The sequence below is a fragment of the Pseudomonas sp. F01002 genome, from assembly GCF_004402115.1.
GTDB lineage: Bacteria > Pseudomonadota > Gammaproteobacteria > Pseudomonadales > Pseudomonadaceae > Aquipseudomonas > Aquipseudomonas frigoris.
The window spans coordinates 310,134-328,631 of sequence record NZ_SOPU01000015.1 but is presented as its reverse complement, the minus strand read 5'-3'; the positions used below and the strand labels follow the sequence as shown (position 1 = coordinate 328,631).

At 59.6% G+C, this 18,498-nt stretch carries 10 protein-coding genes and 2 pseudogenes; 4 read left to right on the top strand and 8 right to left on the bottom strand.

Going from position 1 to position 18,498, the window contains the following annotated elements:
* The 4 genes and pseudogenes from E3W21_RS31745 to putP form a co-directional block, all read right to left on the bottom strand.
* Window positions 1–976: pseudogene (locus tag E3W21_RS31745) on the bottom strand (type IV secretion protein Rhs); the annotation flags it as partial.
* Window positions 976–1,713: a DUF4123 domain-containing protein gene (locus E3W21_RS11095; RefSeq protein ID WP_134419729.1), complete on the bottom strand. Its 738-nt coding sequence runs from the start codon at window positions 1,711–1,713 to the stop codon at window positions 976–978. The pseudogene E3W21_RS31745 and the gene E3W21_RS11095, both read right to left, overlap by 1 nt.
* Complete coding sequence (locus E3W21_RS11090; RefSeq protein WP_134419727.1) at window positions 1,703–3,721, bottom strand: type VI secretion system tip protein VgrG; 2,019 nt, start codon at window positions 3,719–3,721, stop codon at window positions 1,703–1,705. The genes E3W21_RS11095 and E3W21_RS11090 overlap by 11 nt, the downstream gene beginning before the upstream one ends.
* 239 nt (window positions 3,722–3,960) lie before the next feature.
* Window positions 3,961–5,445, bottom strand: coding sequence for a sodium/proline symporter PutP (gene putP, locus E3W21_RS11085; protein ID WP_134419725.1), 1,485 nt, complete (start codon window positions 5,443–5,445; stop codon window positions 3,961–3,963).
* Window positions 5,446–5,909: 464 nt separating this feature from the next.
* On the opposite strand from putP, the gene putA reads away from it, so the two are divergent.
* Together putA and E3W21_RS11070 are read left to right on the top strand one after the other, a co-directional pair.
* The gene (putA, locus tag E3W21_RS11080; protein WP_134419723.1) at window positions 5,910–9,863 is read left to right on the top strand and encodes a trifunctional transcriptional regulator/proline dehydrogenase/L-glutamate gamma-semialdehyde dehydrogenase; all 3,954 of its coding nucleotides are present in this window, start codon (window positions 5,910–5,912) and stop codon (window positions 9,861–9,863) included.
* A gap of 246 nt (window positions 9,864–10,109) precedes the next feature.
* Window positions 10,110–11,912: an acyl-CoA dehydrogenase gene (locus E3W21_RS11070; RefSeq protein ID WP_134419721.1), complete on the top strand. Its 1,803-nt coding sequence runs from the start codon at window positions 10,110–10,112 to the stop codon at window positions 11,910–11,912.
* 132 nt (window positions 11,913–12,044) lie between these two features.
* Here E3W21_RS11070 and E3W21_RS32330 read toward each other — a convergent pair whose 3' ends face one another.
* The 4 genes and pseudogenes from E3W21_RS32330 to E3W21_RS11055 form a co-directional block, all read right to left on the bottom strand.
* On the bottom strand, window positions 12,045–12,776 hold the full coding sequence (locus E3W21_RS32330) for a methyl-accepting chemotaxis protein (RefSeq protein ID WP_371925561.1): 732 nt from the start codon (window positions 12,774–12,776) through the stop codon (window positions 12,045–12,047).
* A 135-nt stretch (window positions 12,777–12,911) separates the two neighbouring features.
* Window positions 12,912–13,937: pseudogene (locus E3W21_RS32325) on the bottom strand (cache domain-containing protein); the annotation flags it as partial.
* Between the two features lie 145 nt (window positions 13,938–14,082).
* Window positions 14,083–14,385: a cell division protein ZapA gene (locus E3W21_RS11060; protein WP_129439108.1), complete on the bottom strand. Its 303-nt coding sequence runs from the start codon at window positions 14,383–14,385 to the stop codon at window positions 14,083–14,085.
* Window positions 14,382–14,612 carry a hypothetical protein gene (locus E3W21_RS11055; RefSeq protein ID WP_008149645.1) on the bottom strand — a complete coding sequence of 77 codons (231 nt, stop codon included), beginning with the start codon at window positions 14,610–14,612 and terminating at the stop codon, window positions 14,382–14,384. The genes E3W21_RS11060 and E3W21_RS11055 overlap by 4 nt, the downstream gene beginning before the upstream one ends.
* A 275-nt stretch (window positions 14,613–14,887) precedes the next feature.
* Between E3W21_RS11055 and E3W21_RS11050 the strand changes: the two genes are divergently transcribed.
* Together E3W21_RS11050 and E3W21_RS11045 are read left to right on the top strand one after the other, a co-directional pair.
* Window positions 14,888–16,513, top strand: a complete 1,626-nt coding sequence (locus E3W21_RS11050) for a methyl-accepting chemotaxis protein (protein ID WP_129439109.1) — start codon at window positions 14,888–14,890, stop codon at window positions 16,511–16,513.
* Between the two features lie 223 nt (window positions 16,514–16,736).
* A complete protein-coding gene (locus E3W21_RS11045) occupies window positions 16,737–18,479 on the top strand; it encodes a potassium/proton antiporter (protein WP_129439110.1) in 1,743 nt (580 codons plus the stop codon).
* Window positions 18,480–18,498: the final 19 nt, after the last annotated feature.

Below are 18,498 nucleotides of genomic sequence, written 5' to 3'. Positions count from 1 at the left end.
TCGCTTTGACGAGGCGCAGGACAGCGCTGAGTAATTGCGCAGCTCGATTAGCCAGCCGCATCGTCAAATAGGCGATACCGGCCCCTGCTGCAGCGAACGTCAGAACGATGCCAATCAGGATATCGATCAACAGCTGCACCACCACCGTCGACACGGCTTCGGCGGTTTTGCCGGCGATCTCGCCGGGCGGCAGCATGTCCAACCAGAGGCTGGCGGTGCGTAACAGCAGGCACAGCGCCGCTTCGTCACTGGCCAGCAGTTGGGCTTTTTCCATGACATCGGGGGCGGTTTCCGCGAGGTTCTTCAGCTCTGCGGCGCTCTCGCCCAACCGCTCACCAAACTTCCCGGGATCCTTGAGGATGTCCGAAAGCAGTCCGATGCCGTCCCACACGCCCTCGATTGCCGCCCAACTTCCCGCAAGCATTCCATTGCCTACAGCAACCGCAGAAGACTCCGACCACTTCGGTTTGAATGTCTTCCACTCTTCACGCAGCCAGTGTTCGAGCTCTTTCGTCAGCCCATCGTAGGACGAGAAAAGGTCTTCAACCTGCTGCGGCGTGACTTCGTGGTGAACGTGAACGCGGTAGAACCTGCCGGGTGTACCGGTGAACGTTCCCTTGCCGTTTTTATCGAGGGTGACCAGCGTCTTTTCGCCGCCCTCACTGGCAATCACATCGACCTGAATATTCCCCACGGGAACGTCATAAACCGATTCGAACTTGCTCTCGATTTCTAGCACTCCACCTTTCGGGCACTGCACGACGGTGGATAAAAACTCGTCATCACCGCTGCTGACAGCGGTGCTGGAGTTGCCGAACCGGATGATCCGCTCCATGCCCATCAGCGAAGGCAAATCAGCGGCGCGGCTGGCCTTGTCCGCCGCTTGGCTGAGCCAGTGCTTCAACTGTTCGCGGTAAAGGGAAAGGGTGTTTGGGAAACTGTCGAGCTCCTGCTCGATCCGTACGATCTGATCCATCAGTTCAGCTCCGCCATCAGGTAGTCCACCAAGGCTGTTTGGGGTGCTTGAGGCAGGTCCGTCGCTTCCAGAAAGATCGCGACTTTGTGCCGCAATACGTTTTGCGAAAACGCCTCATAAAGATCAGGTCGGTCTTCGCTCAACCACTTCAGCAAGTTGTTGATGCGGGTTGTCGCGGACTCCGAGGCGAGGTGTTTGAGCAGCGACTCAGAAACCTCCCACCACGGAAACAAGCGGGAGGTTTTCAGCGCATTACCACCGATTTCGACCGATTGGCCGTTGATCAAACAGCGCCCGATCACAGGCATTAACTGCGTAGCGTTAACCTCGGCAGACTGAAGAATCGACAGCAAATAACGCCCATCCCAAAAGCGAAAAAACACCGCATTACCGTTGGGCAAAAGGACTTGAGTAAGGCTGCGCAAATGCTCGACCAGCACTTCTTGAGAGGCCGAAGAAACCGCCAGCCAACCCCAATCGCGAGACTCGGTGTTGGCGACCCACTGCTGAAACTCACTGCCTGCAGCGACTATTCCGACATAGGGCATCACCGGTTCCCACTCGGCGTAAGCGGTGTCGGCCCAGATCGGACTGGGTGCTTGAGCGGAGATCGAACGCTGCCACGCTTTGAACGGTTCAGCGCCGCTCGCATTGCTGAAAACCGCGAACAACTGCTCGGAAGGTTTGAGCGGTTGGCGATCCAGCCAGTCGTGGGGTGACAAGACATCAGGCTGCACAGACACCCTCCTTGCAGCGCTCACATTCCTCACAGAACGGCGCGTCGCTTTTCAGGCTCAGAATCTGTGCGGCACTTAGCAGCGCCGCCGGGGCGGCGACGAGTTTCAGCGGCGTATCCGGCGAGGTCGGCGCAGCGGCCAGAGCCGGCATCAACGCTCCCCCCACCTGAATGGGTACGCTGCTGAAGATCCCGCCCGGCCCAATGTTGATCCACTGCCCGCCCGCCTGAATCGTCGCGCTGGCCCCGCCGTCGATCACCACTTGCTGGCCGGCGCTGACATGGAATTGCTGACTGGCATTCAGCGCCTGGCTGGTCACGCGAATGTGTCGGTCACCGACCACCACCAGGTGATCATCCAGTTTCACTTCGGTCTGGCGCTGGCCGTGGGTGATGCGTTGCTCGTCGGCCTTCAGCTCATGGCGAGCGGTGCCGGTGACGACAATGCTGCGGGCGTTATCAACCTGCACTTGTTGATCATTCAGCACGTGCTGAGTCCAGTTTCGCTGGGCGCGCAGGTAGATTTCCTCGGCGCCTTTGCGATCCTCGATGCGCAATTCGTTGTAACCGCCGCCACCGGGACTGCTCTGGCTGCGGAAGATGCTGCGGGTTTTGTCGGCGGGCAGATCGAGCGGCACCGGGGTTGCGGCGTTTGGCAGGCAACCCATCACCAGCGGTTTGTCGGCATCGGCGTCGACGAATCCCACCAGCACTTCCATGCCGACTCGCGGGATCATCACGCTGCCATAACGGTCGTGCGCCCAGCCGGTGGCGACGCGCAGCCAGCAACTGGCGTGTTCATCGAGCTGACCGTCACGGTCCCAAGCCAGCTGAACCTTGACCCGACCGAACTCGTCGCAATGGATTTCGCTGTCGGCCGGGCCGGTGACCACGGCGGGTTGATAGCCGAGCATGCGTGGTTTTTCCGGCCCGAGTGGAGGGCGAAAAGAAACGTCCCACGGTGTTGCCAGAAAGGTATTGCGATAGCCCTGGAAATCATCCGGATTGTCGCTGGTGACTGACTCTTCCAGCACTTGCGGCTGGCGGCCACGGTGCTCGATTTCGGTGATCAACCACAGGTCATTCCATGCCTGACGCGGATGCTCGGCCAGGTGTAGGAAGTGGCCACTGACCAACGCCGATTCATCGCCACGACCTTCGGCCTGACGGAAGTCGGCGTTGTGGCGTTCGAGTGCTCGTTGGGCCAGGTGCCTGCCGTGTTCGCGATCGGTGAATTGACCAGGAAAGTGGTAATCCTCGAGCACCGGTCGCAGCTCACTGTCGAGGCGGCTTTCAAGTTGCAGGCGAGGTTTCTGGAAGTCGTAGTCGCGACGGGCTACGGCTGTCGTCCGGGTTTCCAGTCGCACGTTGAAACGCTTGATGGCCGGCGCATCCGCCGCCATTCCGCTGCCCGGCAGGTATAGCGTCGGCTCGGGCAGACGAGGAAAAACCGTCTGATCATCACCAAATACCAGCAGGTGCCCGTCGAGGCTGTGCTGAAAGTGGTAGTGAATGCCGATCTCGGCACACAGCCGCTGGATGAACGCCAGATCGCTTTCGGCGTATTGCACGCAGTACTCACGAGGGGAGTAGTCGCTGCCGAGCCGAAACTCGAAAGCATCGCGCTGGATGCCGTGGTCCTTGAGGATTTGCGCGACGATCGTCGGCACGCTTTTGTGCTGGAAAATCCGCTGATTGATGCGCTGGCCGAGGTAGGCCAGACGCGGCACGAGACTGATTTGGTAACCCGTCAGGCGTTGTCCGGAATCGCTTTGGCCGACGCGAAATATCTGACCATGAATGCCGGAACCCTGCGCATCAAAACTCAGAAATGCCTGACGATGCAGGAGGCTTTCAAGTTCGATGTCGGGCCGTTCGCTGACCAGTTCCAGGTCAAAACGGTAGGGCTGGCTGATGGCTTCCTTGCCCATGAACTCAAGCACCTTGAGCTCATTCTGGACGCCGTCGATCGTCAACGTGAAACGCGGTTGATTGGCAGGAGCGAACATCCGATGTGTCTCTGCAGAATGAAGGCGGGCGATTCTGCATGAGCGACAAGGGGCATCGATGGAGGGACAGGGAAATCAGATTTTCCCTACTTTTTTAGAGATTTTTCTTTCACAAGTAAGGGTAAAAAACTACAGACATACCCGTCAGATGGGACGTACAGGCAAAAAAACGGCCCGCCTCCAAAGGAAGCGGGCCGTTTTCATGTTCGGCGAAAGGTCAGAGCATCAGCTCTTCCCCATCACTTATTCAGGCGGAAATCTGCCTCGGCAGCGGCGAAGCGCTGAAGCATGCCGTGAGTCGGCGTGCCCAGTTTGCTGACGATGTAGATGGCCAGGCTGGCGAAGATGAAACCAGGGATGATTTCGTACAGGCCCAGCAGTTCGAAGTGTTTCCAGACGATCACGGTGATCGCGCCGACCAGGATGCCGGCCAGTGCGCCGTTACGGGTCATGTCTTTCCAGATCACGGAGATCAGGACCACCGGACCGAACGCAGCGCCGAAACCGGCCCAGGCGTAGCTGACCAGGCCCAAAACGCGGTTTTCCGGGTTAGCGGCAAGACCGATAGCGATCAGGGCAACCAGCAGCACCATGGCGCGGCCGACCCAGACCAGCTCAACCTGGGAAGCGGTTTTACGCAGGAAGGTTTTGTAGAAGTCTTCCGTCAGGGCGCTCGAGCACACCAGCAACTGGCAGCTCAGGGTGCTCATCACGGCAGCCAGAATGGCCGACAGCAGTACACCGGCAACCCAAGGATTGAAGAGGATTTTCGCCAGTTCGATAAACACGCGCTCGTGGTTTTCGGTCACCGGTGCGGCCAATTCAGGGTGCGCTGAGAAGTAAGCAATACCGAAGAAACCTACAGCGACGGTGCCGCCCAGGCACAGGATCATCCAGGTCATGGAGATGCGACGCGCTTTAGCGATCGACTTGACCGAATCCGCCGCCATGAAACGCGCCAGAATGTGCGGCTGGCCGAAGTAGCCCAGGCCCCAGCCCATCAGCGAAATCACGCCGATGAAGGTGGTGTTTTTCAGCATGTCGAAGTTGCTTGCGTCTTGCGCTTCGATGGCCAGGAACGTGGTGTCGACGCCGCCGGTGGCCAGCAGCACGATGATAGGCGTCAGCAACAGGGCGAAGATCATCAGGGTGGCTTGTACGGTGTCAGTCCAGCTCACGGCCAGGAAACCGCCAACGAAGGTGTAGGCAATCGTCGCCGCAGCACCGGCCCACAGCGCCGTCTCGTAGGACATGCCGAAGGTGCTTTCAAACAGACGGGCGCCAGCCACGATGCCGGAAGCGCAGTAGATGGTGAAGAACACCAGGATCACGACCGCGGAGATGATACGCAGCAGACCGCTTTTGTCTTCGAAACGGCTGGAGAAGTAATCCGGCAGGGTCAGCGCATCGCCGTTGTGCTCGGTCTGCACGCGCAGACGGCCGGCGACGAACAGCCAGTTCAGGTAAGCACCGATGATCAGGCCGATGGCGATCCAGCTTTCGGACAGACCAGACATGTAGATAGCGCCCGGCAAGCCCATCAACAACCAGCCGCTCATGTCGGAGGCGCCGGCGGACAATGCAGTCACGACGCTGCCCAGGCTGCGACCGCCCAGAATGTAGTCAGAAAGATTGTTGGTGGAGCGATAGGCCATGAAGCCGATCAGCACCATTGCTGCGATGTAGATCACGAACGTGATCAGTGTTGGATTGCTTACGCTCATTAAGTGATGCCCTGGCTTTGTTTTTATGTAGCGGCAGAGTGTGAAACCGCCGACAAACGACAACGTTTGTTCAGACGATTTCGGGGCCCGCGCATTTATGACTGATGTTTCCCCAGGAAAGCCATCAGCCGGTGCACCTGTCTTTTTTGACCGGTTGCACCTTGGGCGCGAATGCTATTCAACAAAGCAAATAAGGTGCAACCAGTTTCGCGAGAATAAGTTGCACCCAGTCGGATTTATCCGGAAAAACCCTGTTTTTGCTCCCTTTTAGCGCAGTCCTGGCGGTTTACTAGAAGCAAAAGCACCAAGCAGGAGCGGTACGTTCGTACCGGAATTTATTTCCTGACGAGCTGCGTATTATTCCGACAAAAAAAGGGTTGCACCCGGTTGCACCTCGACGGTTGCACGGCTAATCTTGCCGCCAGCTGATGCCACGCGGTTGTGGCAAACATGAGGATAAAAATATGGCTACCACCACCCTTGGGGTCAAACTTGACGACCCGACCCGCGAGCGCCTCAAGGCTGCCGCGACCTCGATTGATCGCACGCCGCACTGGCTGATCAAGCAGGCAATTTTCAATTACCTGGAAAAACTCGAGGGTGGTGCAACCCTGACCGAGCTGAGCGGTTTGATCAGCAAAGACGCTGACGACGCCGGCGAAGTCCACGCCGACCACGCGCACCAGTGCTTCCTGGAGTTCGCTGAAAGTATCCTGCCGCAATCGGTGCTGCGCGCTTCGATCACCGCCGCTTACCGTCGCCCTGAGCCGGAAGTGGTGCCGATGCTGATCGAGCAGGCTCGCCTGCCGATCGCCATGGCCGAAGCCACCAACAAGCTCGCCGCCTCGATTGCCGAAAAACTGCGCAATCAGAAGAGCGCCGGCGGCCGTGCCGGGATTGTTCAGGGCCTGTTGCAGGAATTTTCTCTGTCGTCCCAGGAAGGCGTGGCGCTGATGTGCCTGGCCGAAGCGCTGCTGCGCATCCCGGACAAAGGCACCCGTGACGCGCTGATCCGCGACAAGATCAGCACCGGCAACTGGCACCCGCACTTGGGCAACAGCCCGTCGTTGTTCGTCAACGCCGCCACGTGGGGCTTGCTGCTGACCGGCAAACTGGTCGCCACCCACAACGAAGCCGGCCTGACTTCGTCCTTGAGCCGCATCATCGGCAAGAGCGGCGAGCCGATGATCCGCAAGGGCGTCGACATGGCCATGCGCCTGATGGGCGAGCAGTTCGTGACCGGCGAAACCATCGCCGAAGCCCTGGCCAACGCCAGCAAGTTCGAAGCCAAAGGCTTCCGCTATTCCTACGACATGCTGGGTGAAGCCGCGCTCACCGAGCACGACGCCCAGAAGTACCTGGCGTCGTACGAACAAGCCATCCACTCGATCGGCAAAGCGTCACACGGTCGTGGGATTTATGAAGGCCCGGGCATCTCGATCAAGCTCTCGGCCCTGCACCCGCGCTACAGCCGTGCGCAGTACGAGCGCGTGATGGACGAGTTGTACCCGCGCCTGCTGTCGCTGACCTTGTTGGCCAAGCAATACGACATCGGCCTGAACATCGACGCCGAAGAAGCTGACCGCCTCGAGCTGTCGCTGGATCTGCTGGAGCGCCTGTGCTTCGAGCCGCAACTGACCGGCTGGAACGGCATCGGTTTCGTGATCCAGGCTTATCAAAAGCGTTGCCCGTATGTGATCGACTACGTGATCGACCTGGCTCGCCGCAGTCGTCATCGCCTGATGATCCGCCTGGTGAAAGGCGCGTACTGGGACAGCGAAATCAAGCGCGCCCAGGTCGAAGGCCTGGAAGGCTATCCGGTCTACACCCGCAAGGTGTACACCGACGTGTCCTACATCGCCTGCGCCCGCAAACTGCTGTCGGTACCAGAAGTCATCTACCCGCAGTTCGCCACGCACAACGCCCACACCTTGTCGGCCATTTATCACATTGCCGGTCAGAACTATTACCCCGGCCAGTACGAGTTCCAGTGCCTGCACGGCATGGGCGAACCGTTGTACGAACAAGTTGTAGGTAAAGTTTCCGAAGGCAAGCTGAACCGTCCATGCCGCGTGTACGCACCGGTCGGTACTCACGAAACACTGCTGGCGTACCTGGTACGTCGTCTGCTGGAAAACGGTGCGAACACCTCGTTCGTCAACCGCATCGCCGACCAATCTATTTCGATCCAGGAGCTGGTGGCCGATCCAGTGGCCAGCATCGAGCAGATGGCGACGCTGGAAGGCGGCTTCGGCCTGCCGCACCCGCGTATCCCACTGCCGCGTGATCTTTATGGTGCCGAGCGCGCCAACTCCAGCGGCATCGACATGGCCAACGAACATCGTCTGGCTTCCCTGTCCTGCGCCTTGCTGGCAACCGCTCATAACAACTGGAAAGCCGCGCCGATGCTCGGTTGCACCTCCAGCACTGAAACCCCTGCACCAGTCCTGAACCCGTCCGATCTGCGTGACGTGGTTGGCCACGTACAGGAAGCGACCGTCGAAGACGTCGACAACGCGATCCAGTGCGCCCTGAATGCTGCGCCGATCTGGCAGGCCACCCCGCCGGCCGAGCGCGCTGCGATTCTGGAACGTGCCGCCGATTTGATGGAAGGCGAGATCCAGCCGCTGATGGGCCTGCTGGCTCGCGAAGCCGGCAAGACCTTCGCCAACGCCATCGCCGAAGTACGTGAAGCTGTGGACTTCCTGCGTTATTACGCAGTGCAGGCTCGCAACGATTTCACCAACGACGCCCACCGTCCATTGGGTCCGGTGGTGTGCATCAGCCCGTGGAACTTCCCGCTGGCGATTTTCAGTGGCCAAGTCGCTGCTGCATTGGCCGCCGGTAACCCGGTACTGGCCAAGCCTGCGGAACAAACCCCGCTGGTGGCTGCTCAAGCCGTGCGCTTGCTGCTCGAAGCCGGGATTCCGGAAGGCGTGCTGCAACTGCTGCCGGGCCGTGGCGAAACCGTTGGCGCGCGTCTGGTCGGCGACGATCGGGTCAAAGGTGTGATGTTCACCGGTTCCACCGAAGTCGCTCGCTTGCTGCAACGCAACGTCGCGGGTCGTCTGGATGCTCAAGGTCGCCCGATTCCGCTGATCGCCGAAACCGGCGGCCAGAACGCGATGATCGTCGACTCCTCGGCACTGACTGAACAAGTTGTGATCGACGTGGTGTCTTCGGCCTTCGACAGCGCCGGTCAACGTTGCTCGGCGCTGCGTGTGCTGTGCCTGCAGGAAGATTCCGCTGACCGTGTCATCGAAATGCTTAAAGGTGCCATGGCTGAATGCCGACTCGGCAACCCTGAGCGGCTGTCCGTGGACATCGGCCCGGTGATCGACGCCGAAGCCAAGGCCGGTATCGAGAAGCACATCCAGGGCATGCGTGACAAAGGTCGCAGCGTGTACCAGGTGGCAATCGCCAACACCGAAGAAGTCAAACGCGGCACCTTCGTGATGCCGACGCTGATCGAACTGGAAAGCTTCGACGAGCTGCAACGGGAGATCTTCGGCCCGGTGCTGCACGTGGTTCGCTACAAGCGCAAAGAGATTGATCAGCTGATTGGTCAGATCAACGCTTCCGGCTACGGCCTGACCTTGGGCGTGCACACTCGCATCGACGAGACCATCGCCAAGGTGATCGACAACGTCAACGCCGGTAACGTCTACGTGAACCGCAACATTGTGGGTGCTGTGGTTGGCGTGCAGCCGTTCGGTGGCGAAGGTCTGTCGGGCACCGGTCCGAAGGCCGGTGGTCCGTTGTACTTGTACCGCCTGCTGTCGACGCGTCCTACCGATGCAATCGAACAATCCTTCGCTCGCGGTGATGCCATCGCGGCACCGGATGTTCGTCTGCGTGATGCCATGAGCAAACCGTTGAAGGCCCTGCAAGCCTGGGCTGACAGCAACAAGATTGCCGACCTGAGCACCCTGTGCGTGCAGTTCGCGGCGCAATCGCAAAGCGGGATCACCCGTGTTCTGGCGGGCCCGACCGGCGAGCGCAACAGCTACGCCATCCTGCCGCGCGAACACGTGCTGTGCCTGGCGGAAGTCGAAGGCGATCTGCTGACGCAACTGGCGGCGGTATTGGCAGTCGGCGGTTCGGCGGTATGGCCGGAAGCTGAATTGACCAAGGCATTGTTCGCACGTCTGCCAAAGGAAGTTCAGGCGAAGATCAAGCTGGTTTCCGACTGGAGCAAGGACGAAGTACTGTTTGATGCGGTTCTGCATCACGGCCATTCCGATCAGTTGCGTGCGGTGTGCCAGCAAGTGGCCAAGCGTGCCGGTGCGATCGTTGGGGTTCATGGTTTGTCGCAAGGCGAAACCAACATTGCGTTGGAGCGTCTGGTGATCGAGCGGGCGTTGAGCGTTAACACTGCTGCGGCGGGTGGTAATGCGAGCTTGATGACTATCGGCTAAACCGCAACAAGACCGGGCGCCCGCTATGGACGCCTGGAATGCAAAACCCCTTGTGGGAGCGGGCTTGCTCGCGAAGGCGGTCGATCATTCAACATTGATGTTGAATGTAATGGCCTCTTCGCGAGCAAGCCCGCTCCCACATTTGATTAGCGGTGCCCGGACTCCACCATCACGCTCATCAATCATCCTGTTCAGCCTCTATTCCCACGCCTAGACTCGGCCCATTCCAAAAGAAGGTAGGCCGCCATGTCCGAGACGTTGCTCAGTTCCCGCAATCTGGCTTTCGAGCTGTATGAAGTCCTCGATGCCGAAGGCCTGACCCAGCGTGAGCGTTTCGCCGAGCACAACCGCGAGACCTTCGATGCTGCCATCGGCACCGCCCGCACCATCGCCGAGAAGTTCTTCGCGCCGCATAACCGCAAGGGCGACGAGAACGAGCCGCGCTATGAGGACGGTCAGGCGATTCTGATTCCGGAAGTGAAACCAGCGGTGGACGCCTTCCTTGAAGCCGGTTTCCTCAACGCTGCGCGCAGTTTCGATGCGGGCGGCATGCAACTTCCTACGCTGTTGTCCCAAGCCTGTTTTGCGCATTTCCAATCAGCCAACGCGGCGTCGACCTCTTATCCGTTCCTGACCATGGGCGCGGCGAGTCTGATCGAGAGTTTCGGCACCGAAGAGCAGAAACAGCGCTTCCTGCAACCGATGATCGACGGACGCTTCTTCGGCACCATGGCGCTGACCGAACCGCATGCCGGCTCGTCGCTATCGGATATTCGTACCCGTGCAGAGCCGGCGTCTGACGGCACGTACCGACTCAAGGGCAACAAGATCTTTATCTCTGGCGGTGATCACCCGCTGTCGGAAAACATCGTGCACATGGTGCTGGCCAAGCTGCCGGATGCACCAGCTGGTGTGAAAGGGATTTCGCTGTTCATCGTGCCCAAGTTTCTGGTCAACGATGACGGCAGTCTGGGCAAACGTAACGACGTACTGCTGGCCGGGTTGTTCCACAAGATGGGCTGGCGCGGCACTACGTCCACCGCGCTGAACTTCGGCGATAACGGCGAGTGTGTCGGCTATCTGGTGGGCAAGCCGCATCACGGCCTGAGCTACATGTTCCAGATGATGAACGAGGCGCGAATCGGCGTCGGCATGGGCGCGGTGATGCTCGGTTACGCCGGTTATCTGTATTCCCTGGAGTACGCACGCGAGCGTCCGCAAGGTCGCGTGCCGGACAGCAAGGACCCGAACACCGCGCCAGTGGCGATCATTCAGCACGCCGACGTCAAACGCATGTTGCTGACCCAGAAAGCGTACGTCGAAGGCTCGTTCGACCTCGGGTTATACGCGGCGCGACTGTTTGACGACACCACGACGCTTGAGACTGAAGCTGAGCGCAAACAGGCCCATGAACTGCTGGATTTGCTGACGCCGATCGTCAAATCCTGGCCGTCGGAGTTTTGCCTGAAGGCTAACGAACTGGCGATCCAGATACTCGGCGGCCACGGCTACACCCGCGAATACCCGGTGGAGCAGTATTACCGCGACAACCGTCTGAACCCGATCCACGAAGGGACTCACGGCATTCAATCGCTGGACTTGCTGGGCCGCAAACTGGCACAGAACGGTGGTGCGGGACTCAAGCAATTGATCCGCCTGATTGCCGATACCGCCGAGCGCGCTCAAGCGTATGAATCGTTGACCGCGCTGCGTGAGCCGCTGGAGAAATTGGTGGCGCGTCTGCAAACCGTGACCATTGGTTTGCTGACGGATTTGGGGCAAGGCAAGGTTAATAGCAGCCTGGCGAACTCGGCGCTGTACCTGAAAGTGTTCGGGCATACGGTGATTGGCTGGCGCTGGCTGGAACAGGCAATTCGCGCTGAGGAAGGGCTGGCCAAAGGGAATGTGGCGGATGTGAGCTTCTATAAAGGCAAGCTGCAGGCGGCGCGGTATTTTCTGACGTGGGAAGTGCCGGGTTGCCATCATGAATTGGCGATTCTTGAGGCTCGGGATGATGTGTGCCTTGGGATGCAGGATGAGTGGTTCTAACCAGAGCCCTTTTGTGCTGCTGAAATCCCTTCGCGAGCAAGCCCGCTCCCACAGTTGACCGCGTTGCCTGATGCATCGCGGATCAAATGTGGGAGCGGGCTTGCTCGCGAAGGGGCCCGCACTGACTACACATCAACTCAGCTTGAAACTGCCCATCTGCCGCGCCAAATCATCGGCCAACCGCTGTAACGTTTGACAATCCTCACGGCAAGCCCTGACTTCCCCTGCCGTCGCCCGGGCCAAATCAGAAATCCCCTGCACGTTCCGGTTAATCTCTTCCGTCACCGCCGACTGCTCTTCCGTCGCCGCCGCCACCTGATGGTTCATGTCGCTGATGCGCTCGACCTGCCCGGTAATCGCCGTCAACGACGCCCCGGTGCGCTGGCTCGACTCAACCCCCGTGCCCGTCGCCGCTTGCCCGGAATGCATCGACGACACCGCGTTCTCCGCGCCTTGCTTGAGGCTGCCAATCATCTGCTGAATCTCATCAGTCGACGACTGCGTCCGCCGCGCCAACGTCCGCACTTCATCCGCGACTACCGCAAACCCACGCCCCATGTCCCCGGCCCGCGCCGCTTCGATGGCCGCGTTGAGCGCCAACAAGTTGGTCTGCTCGGAAATCCCGCGAATCACTGCCAGCACCTGATCGATGGATGCCACCTGATGGGCCAACTCGCCCACCGCACTGGCAGCGAGGCCAATCTCATCGGACATGCTTTCAATATGCCGGATCGACCCGCCCACCACTTCCCGCGCCTGCATCGCCTCATCCCGGGCGGTTTGCGAAGCCACGGCTGCATTACCGGCGTTCTGGGCGATTTCCTGTACGGTCAGTCCCATCTCATGGACGGCGGTGGCGACCATGTCGGTCATTTCCTGCTGACGGCCGGAGCGTTCGGCGGTGTTGTCCACCACCCGCGCCACCTGGCCGACTGCCGTGCGTAAACGCTCGCTGGTGGTCAGTACTTCGCCGATCATGTCGCGCTGGCTTTCCAGGAATCGATTGAAGCCACGCGCCAGGTCACCCAGCTCATCGGCGCGACTGGAATCTAACCTGTGGGTCAAATCTCCCCCACCGCTACCGATGGCTACCAGCGCTGCTGTTACCTGACGGATCGGCCGCACCAATCCCCGGGCCAGCAACACCACCAGCAACAGGCACACCAGCGCCACCGCCAGGCCGATGCCGCTGCTCATCCACATGGCGCGACGGGCTTCAGCGTAGATTTGCGACTGTGGCACTTCGGCCACCAGCGTCCAGCCCAGATCACGCAACGGCAGGCTCAACGCCAGATAATCTTCGCCGTCGCGGACAAAGCTACTGTTGGTGGCAACTTTTTGACCCATCACCGCTTGTGCGGCAGTTGCACCAATTTGTTCGGCCAACGTGCGTTTGCCGCTGAACTGCGCTTCGGGGTGAACCTGGATCAAACCGTCGGAACGCACGAGATAGACCTTGCCGCGTTCACCGAAGTTGAAGTTGTGGATCAGCTCCGACAGCTCTTTCATGCTCAGGCCGAGCCCGGCGACGCCCACGACTTTGCCGGCCTGCTCGACTTTGAGGTCGATGAACAGCGCCAATTCTCCAGTCGCGGTGTCATTGTCGATATTGAGGGTGCGCGGCTGGTTGCTGTCGAGGAACGAATAGAACCAGGCGTCTTTGGGGTTGGAGCGGCTGAGGGTCCGGTCCAGGCCTTTTTCGGTGAAGTAGTGGTTTGAAGCAGCGCCTATGATCAGCGCGGTAAAGGCTTTGTGCTCGGCACGGATGCCTTCCAGATAGGTAACGAAGGTGTTGGTCTGGGCACTGTTTTCACCCCCGGCCAACCAGTCGCGCACCATGCTATTGCTGGCGATGTCCTTGGCGGCGGTGAGGGGTTGAACGAGGATTCGCTCGATGTCGTTGCGCATCGCTTCGATGCTCGACGGCAGCGCTTGTTCGACCAGATAGCGCTCGGCGAGGCGGTTGACCACGAGGGTATAAATGCCAACCACGATCAGAATACTGACCAGCAGGGCGGTGCCCATGCTCAGGATCAACTGCCATTGAATACTGCGTCGCCAGAACTGCATGGAGCACCCCCAAAGAATAAGAGGCTGAAACACTGCAACAGCCGTGCCGATTGTATACAACGCAAACGACAATTTATTCTTTGGTTGTGCGCAAAGCCGATCAGGCCTGATTGATCGTCTTGGAGATCACTTCAACCGTGGCGCTGACTTGCTCTTGGTAACGGTCGAGTTCCTGCTTGTGCTGTTTCTGCATTTCGATCTGCTGGGAGCACAGATTCATTGCCGCCAGCACCAGCAAGCGGTCACCGATCAGTGTCGGGTACTTCTTTTTGGTGTCAGCCAGGGCAGCCTTCAGCATTAACGCGGCGTCCAGCAGGGTTTGTTCTTCCCCGGCCGGCGCCTTGATCGAATAGTCCTCCCCCAGGATCGAGACGACTTTTACCCCTGCGGCGCCGTGATTCATGCGCTGACTGGGCCGGCGCTGACGCGCTCAACCAGGGCCTGGATGCGTGCAGCGGTGGCACCTTGTTTCTCTTCCTGTTCCATCAGGCTCAGCTGCAGGCTTTCGTTTTCATCCTTGGCCTGGGCCAGTTCTGCGCTCAGGGTTTGGTTGGTACCGAGCAGGGTCTGGTTCTGTTGCACCAGGTCGCTGACCAGCTGTTCCAATTGGCTTAGGGATGCTTCCAACATTTTGATTTTCCAAGCATTTTCAAAGGGCGCGTACGATAAAGAAAAGTCACCACGGATGCCAGGGTTATTGGGGCGCAAGGCCTTGATTTTCCTGGCGGGTGACCTTCCTCGCGAACTTTAAAGACTGTGATTGGCGGATCTGGTTCCTGCACTTCGTCGCCGGAGCCTTTGTGCGACAAAAACGCGCAGGGCCTCAAGACTTTAGTCGTATGACCGATAAGTCACCCATACGTCAGTCTCAGCGCCGCACGGATGCGCTCTTTTCGGTAAACACCATGTCCCTTCGTAATATGAATATCGCGCCACGGGCGTTCCTCGGTTTTGCCCTGATTGGCGGTTTGATGCTGGTTTTGGGGGTATTTGCCTTGAACCAGATGAGCAAGATTCGCGACGCCGGTGAAGACATCGCCTCCATGAGTGTGCCGAGCATCAAGAGCCTCGACGAATTCACTCAGCTGACACTGCGCCTGCGGGTGCTGTCCTACCGTTTGCTGGTGAACCGCGAACCGGACGTGCAGCAGAAAACCTTCGAGCTGTTTGACTTGCGTAATCAGCAGATCCGCGACGCTCAACGAGTCTACGAACCGCTGATCGACGGCCCGCAGGAACGCGCTGCTTACGATCAATACGTGCAGTTGCTGGCGCAGTATCGCCAACTCGAAGATCGGATGAAGACGCTGTCGCGCAACAACCAGGTCGACGAACTGCGCACCATGCTCAACAGCGAATTGCTCTCCAACTCCGAAGCGGTCAACTCGGCCCTGGCAAAGTTGCTTGAGATCAACACCCGACAGATCGAAGCAACCGACACCCTTGCCGGTGAGCAATATTCGACGTCTCTCAATCTGGTGATCATTTTGCTGGTCATCGCCAGCGGCCTGACCCTGCTTTTCGCCTGGTTGCTGACCAACAGCATCACCAAGCCAATCGCCAACGCCCTGAGCGCTGCCGAAGAAATTGCTGAAGGCAACCTGACTCGCCCGATCACCGTAGACGGTGAGGACGAAGCCGGCCGCTTGCTGCTGGCCATGTCGAAGATGCAGGACAAGCTGCGCGACACCCTGCAACGGATTTCTGGTTCCGCCACGCAACTGGCGTCGGCCGCTGAAGAGCTCAACAGTGTCACTGACGAAAGCGCTCGTGGCCTGACCCAGCAGAACAACGAAATCGAACAGGCCGCCACCGCGGTCAACGAAATGACCAGCGCCGTGGAAGAAGTCGCGCGCAATGCCGTCAGCACGTCCGAAGCCTCGAAAAATGCCACCACTTCCGCCGGTGATGGTCGTGACCTGGTGCAGGAAACCGTCAGCGCCATCGAACGCATGAGCGCCGACGTGCAGAGCACCGCGACCCTGATTGGCGACCTGGCCAACGAGTCCCGTGACATCGGCAAAGTGCTGGACGTGATTCGCGGCCTGGCTGACCAGACCAACCTGCTGGCATTGAACGCAGCCATCGAAGCAGCCCGTGCCGGTGAGGCCGGTCGTGGTTTTGCCGTAGTAGCAGATGAGGTCCGTGCCCTGGCGCATCGCACCCAGCAGTCGACCAGCGAAATCGAACGCATGATCGGCAGCATCCAGAGCGGTACCGAGCACGCGGTGGATTCGATGCGCAACAGCACCGAGCGTGCTGAATCGACCTTGAACATCGCCCGTGGTGCGGGCATGTCGCTGGACACTATTAATAGCGCGATCGTCGAAATCAACGAACGCAACCTGGTGATCGCCAGCGCCGCCGAAGAGCAGGCACAGGTGGCCCGCGAAGTGGATCGCAACCTGGTGAACATTCGTGATCTGTCGGTGCAGTCGGCGACCGGGGCTAACCAGACCAGTGCCGCGAGCAATGAGCTGTCGCGATTGGCGCTGGACCTGAACAACATGGTTGGGCGGTTTAGCCTCTAAACGAAGATCGCGTCACTGCCGAAAAGATCGCAGCCTCGTTTCACTCGACAGCTCCTACAGGTTTACGCGGATCCTTTGTAGGAGCTGTCGAGTGAAGCGAGGCTGCGATCTTTTGATCTGCAAAACCTTTTTGACAGCATCACATTTCAACAGGTTAGAATCGCTGGCACGCAGACTGCATGGTCAGTTTGCGCCCGCCTTTCAGCTTTCTGGAGTACTGCCTTTGAATGCGACGACCATCAACAGCCTGTTCTTGATCGGCGCGTTGCTGGTAGGTGCAAGCATTCTGGTGAGCTCACTTTCATCGCGCCTCGGTATCCCGATTCTGGTGATCATCCTCGCGGTGGGCATGTCGGCCGGCGTCGATGGCGCCGGCATTATTTTCGATAACTACCCAACAGCTTATCTGGTCGGCAACCTCGCGCTGGCCGTCATCCTGCTCGACGGCGGTTTGCGCACCCGGGTTTCCAGCTTCCGCGTGGCGTTATGGCCGGCGCTGTCGCTGGCGACGGTCGGGGTGTTGATCACCACCGGGCTGACCGGCATGGCCGCCGCGTGGCTGTTCAACCTGAACCTGATCCAGGGCCTGCTGATCGGCGCTATCGTCGGCTCCACCGACGCCGCGGCGGTGTTCTCGCTGCTCGGCGGCAAAGGCCTGAACGAACGGGTCACCGCCAGCCTCGAGATCGAGTCGGGCAGCAACGACCCGATGGCGGTGTTCCTCACCGTGACCCTGATCGACATGCTCGCCAGCGGCCAGACCGGTCTGCATTGGAGCCTGCTCGGGCACTTGATGCGTGAGTTCGGTATCGGTGCCGTCATCGGCCTGGGCGGCGGCTGGGTCATGTTGCAGCTGGTCAACCGTATCCACTTGGCCACCGGCCTTTATCCGATTCTGGTCATTGCTGGCGGACTGGTCGTGTTTGCCCTGACCAACGCCTTGCACGGCAGCGGCTTTTTGGCGGTTTACCTGTGCGGCCTGGTCATCGGCAACCGCCCGGTGCGCAGCCGCCACGGAATTTTGCACATGCTCGATGGCATGGCCTGGCTGGCGCAAATCGGCATGTTCCTGGTGCTGGGGTTGCTGGTGACGCCCCACGACTTGTTGCCGATTGCCCTGCCCGCTCTGGGCCTGGCGCTGTGGATGATTCTGTTTGCGCGGCCGTTGTCGGTGATCGTTGGCCTGCTGCCCTTCAGGGCGTTCCATGGGCGCGAGAAGGCGTTCATTTCTTGGGTCGGGTTACGCGGCGCGGTCCCGATCATTCTGGCGGTGTTCCCGCTAATGGCCGGCCTGCCCAACGCCCAGCTGTACTTCAACCTCGCGTTCTTTATCGTGTTGGTGTCGCTGCTGGTGCAGGGTACGAGCCTGCCGTGGGTGGCGAAGCTTTTGAAAGTGACCGTTCCGCCGGAGCCTGCGCCGATCTCCCGCGCAGCTCTGGAAGTGCACGTCACCAGTGAGTGGGAGCTGTTCGTTTATCGCCTCGGTGCCGAGAAATGGTGCATCGGCTCGCCCCTTCGCGAGCTGAAAATGCCCGAAGGCACCCGGATTGCGGCACTGTTTCGTGGCCAGCAACTGCTCCATCCGTCGGGTAGTACGGTGCTCGAAGTCGACGATTTACTGTGCGTAATCGGCCATGAACACAACCTTCCGGCCCTCGGAAAACTCTTCAGTCAGGCACCGCAACGGGGCCTCGATTTGCGCTTCTTCGGCGACTTCGTACTCGAAGGAGACGCCCAGTTGGCCGCGGTTGCGGCGCTGTACGGGTTGAAAGTGGATGGCATCGATCCGGACATGTCGCTCGGCCACTTCATTGCCCATAAAGTGGGCGGTGCACCCGTAGTCGGCGACCAGGTGGAGTGGAACAACACCATTTGGACCGTCGCGGTCATGGAAGGGAACAAGATCGGTAAAGTGGGCGTCAGATTCCCCGAAGGAAGTCGCCCCGGTCCGGGCTTGTTCCTCTAAACTCCACACTTCGTCTCGT

Excerpts from the sequence above, each read along its gene's own strand:
- E3W21_RS11090 (WP_134419727.1), bottom strand. The coding sequence starts at position 3,721 with ATGTTCGCTCCTGCCAATCAACCGCGTTTCACGTTGACGATCGACGGC.
- putP (WP_134419725.1), bottom strand. The coding sequence starts at position 5,445 with ATGAGCGTAAGCAATCCAACACTGATCACGTTCGTGATCTACATCGCA.
- putA (WP_134419723.1), top strand. The coding sequence starts at position 5,910 with ATGGCTACCACCACCCTTGGGGTCAAACTTGACGACCCGACCCGCGAG.
- E3W21_RS11070 (WP_134419721.1), top strand. The coding sequence starts at position 10,110 with ATGTCCGAGACGTTGCTCAGTTCCCGCAATCTGGCTTTCGAGCTGTAT.
- E3W21_RS32330 (WP_371925561.1), bottom strand. The coding sequence starts at position 12,776 with ATGGTCGCCACCGCCGTCCATGAGATGGGACTGACCGTACAGGAAATC.
- E3W21_RS11060 (WP_129439108.1), bottom strand. The coding sequence starts at position 14,385 with ATGAATCACGGCGCCGCAGGGGTAAAAGTCGTCTCGATCCTGGGGGAG.
- E3W21_RS11055 (WP_008149645.1), bottom strand. The coding sequence starts at position 14,612 with ATGTTGGAAGCATCCCTAAGCCAATTGGAACAGCTGGTCAGCGACCTG.
- E3W21_RS11050 (WP_129439109.1), top strand. The coding sequence starts at position 14,888 with ATGTCCCTTCGTAATATGAATATCGCGCCACGGGCGTTCCTCGGTTTT.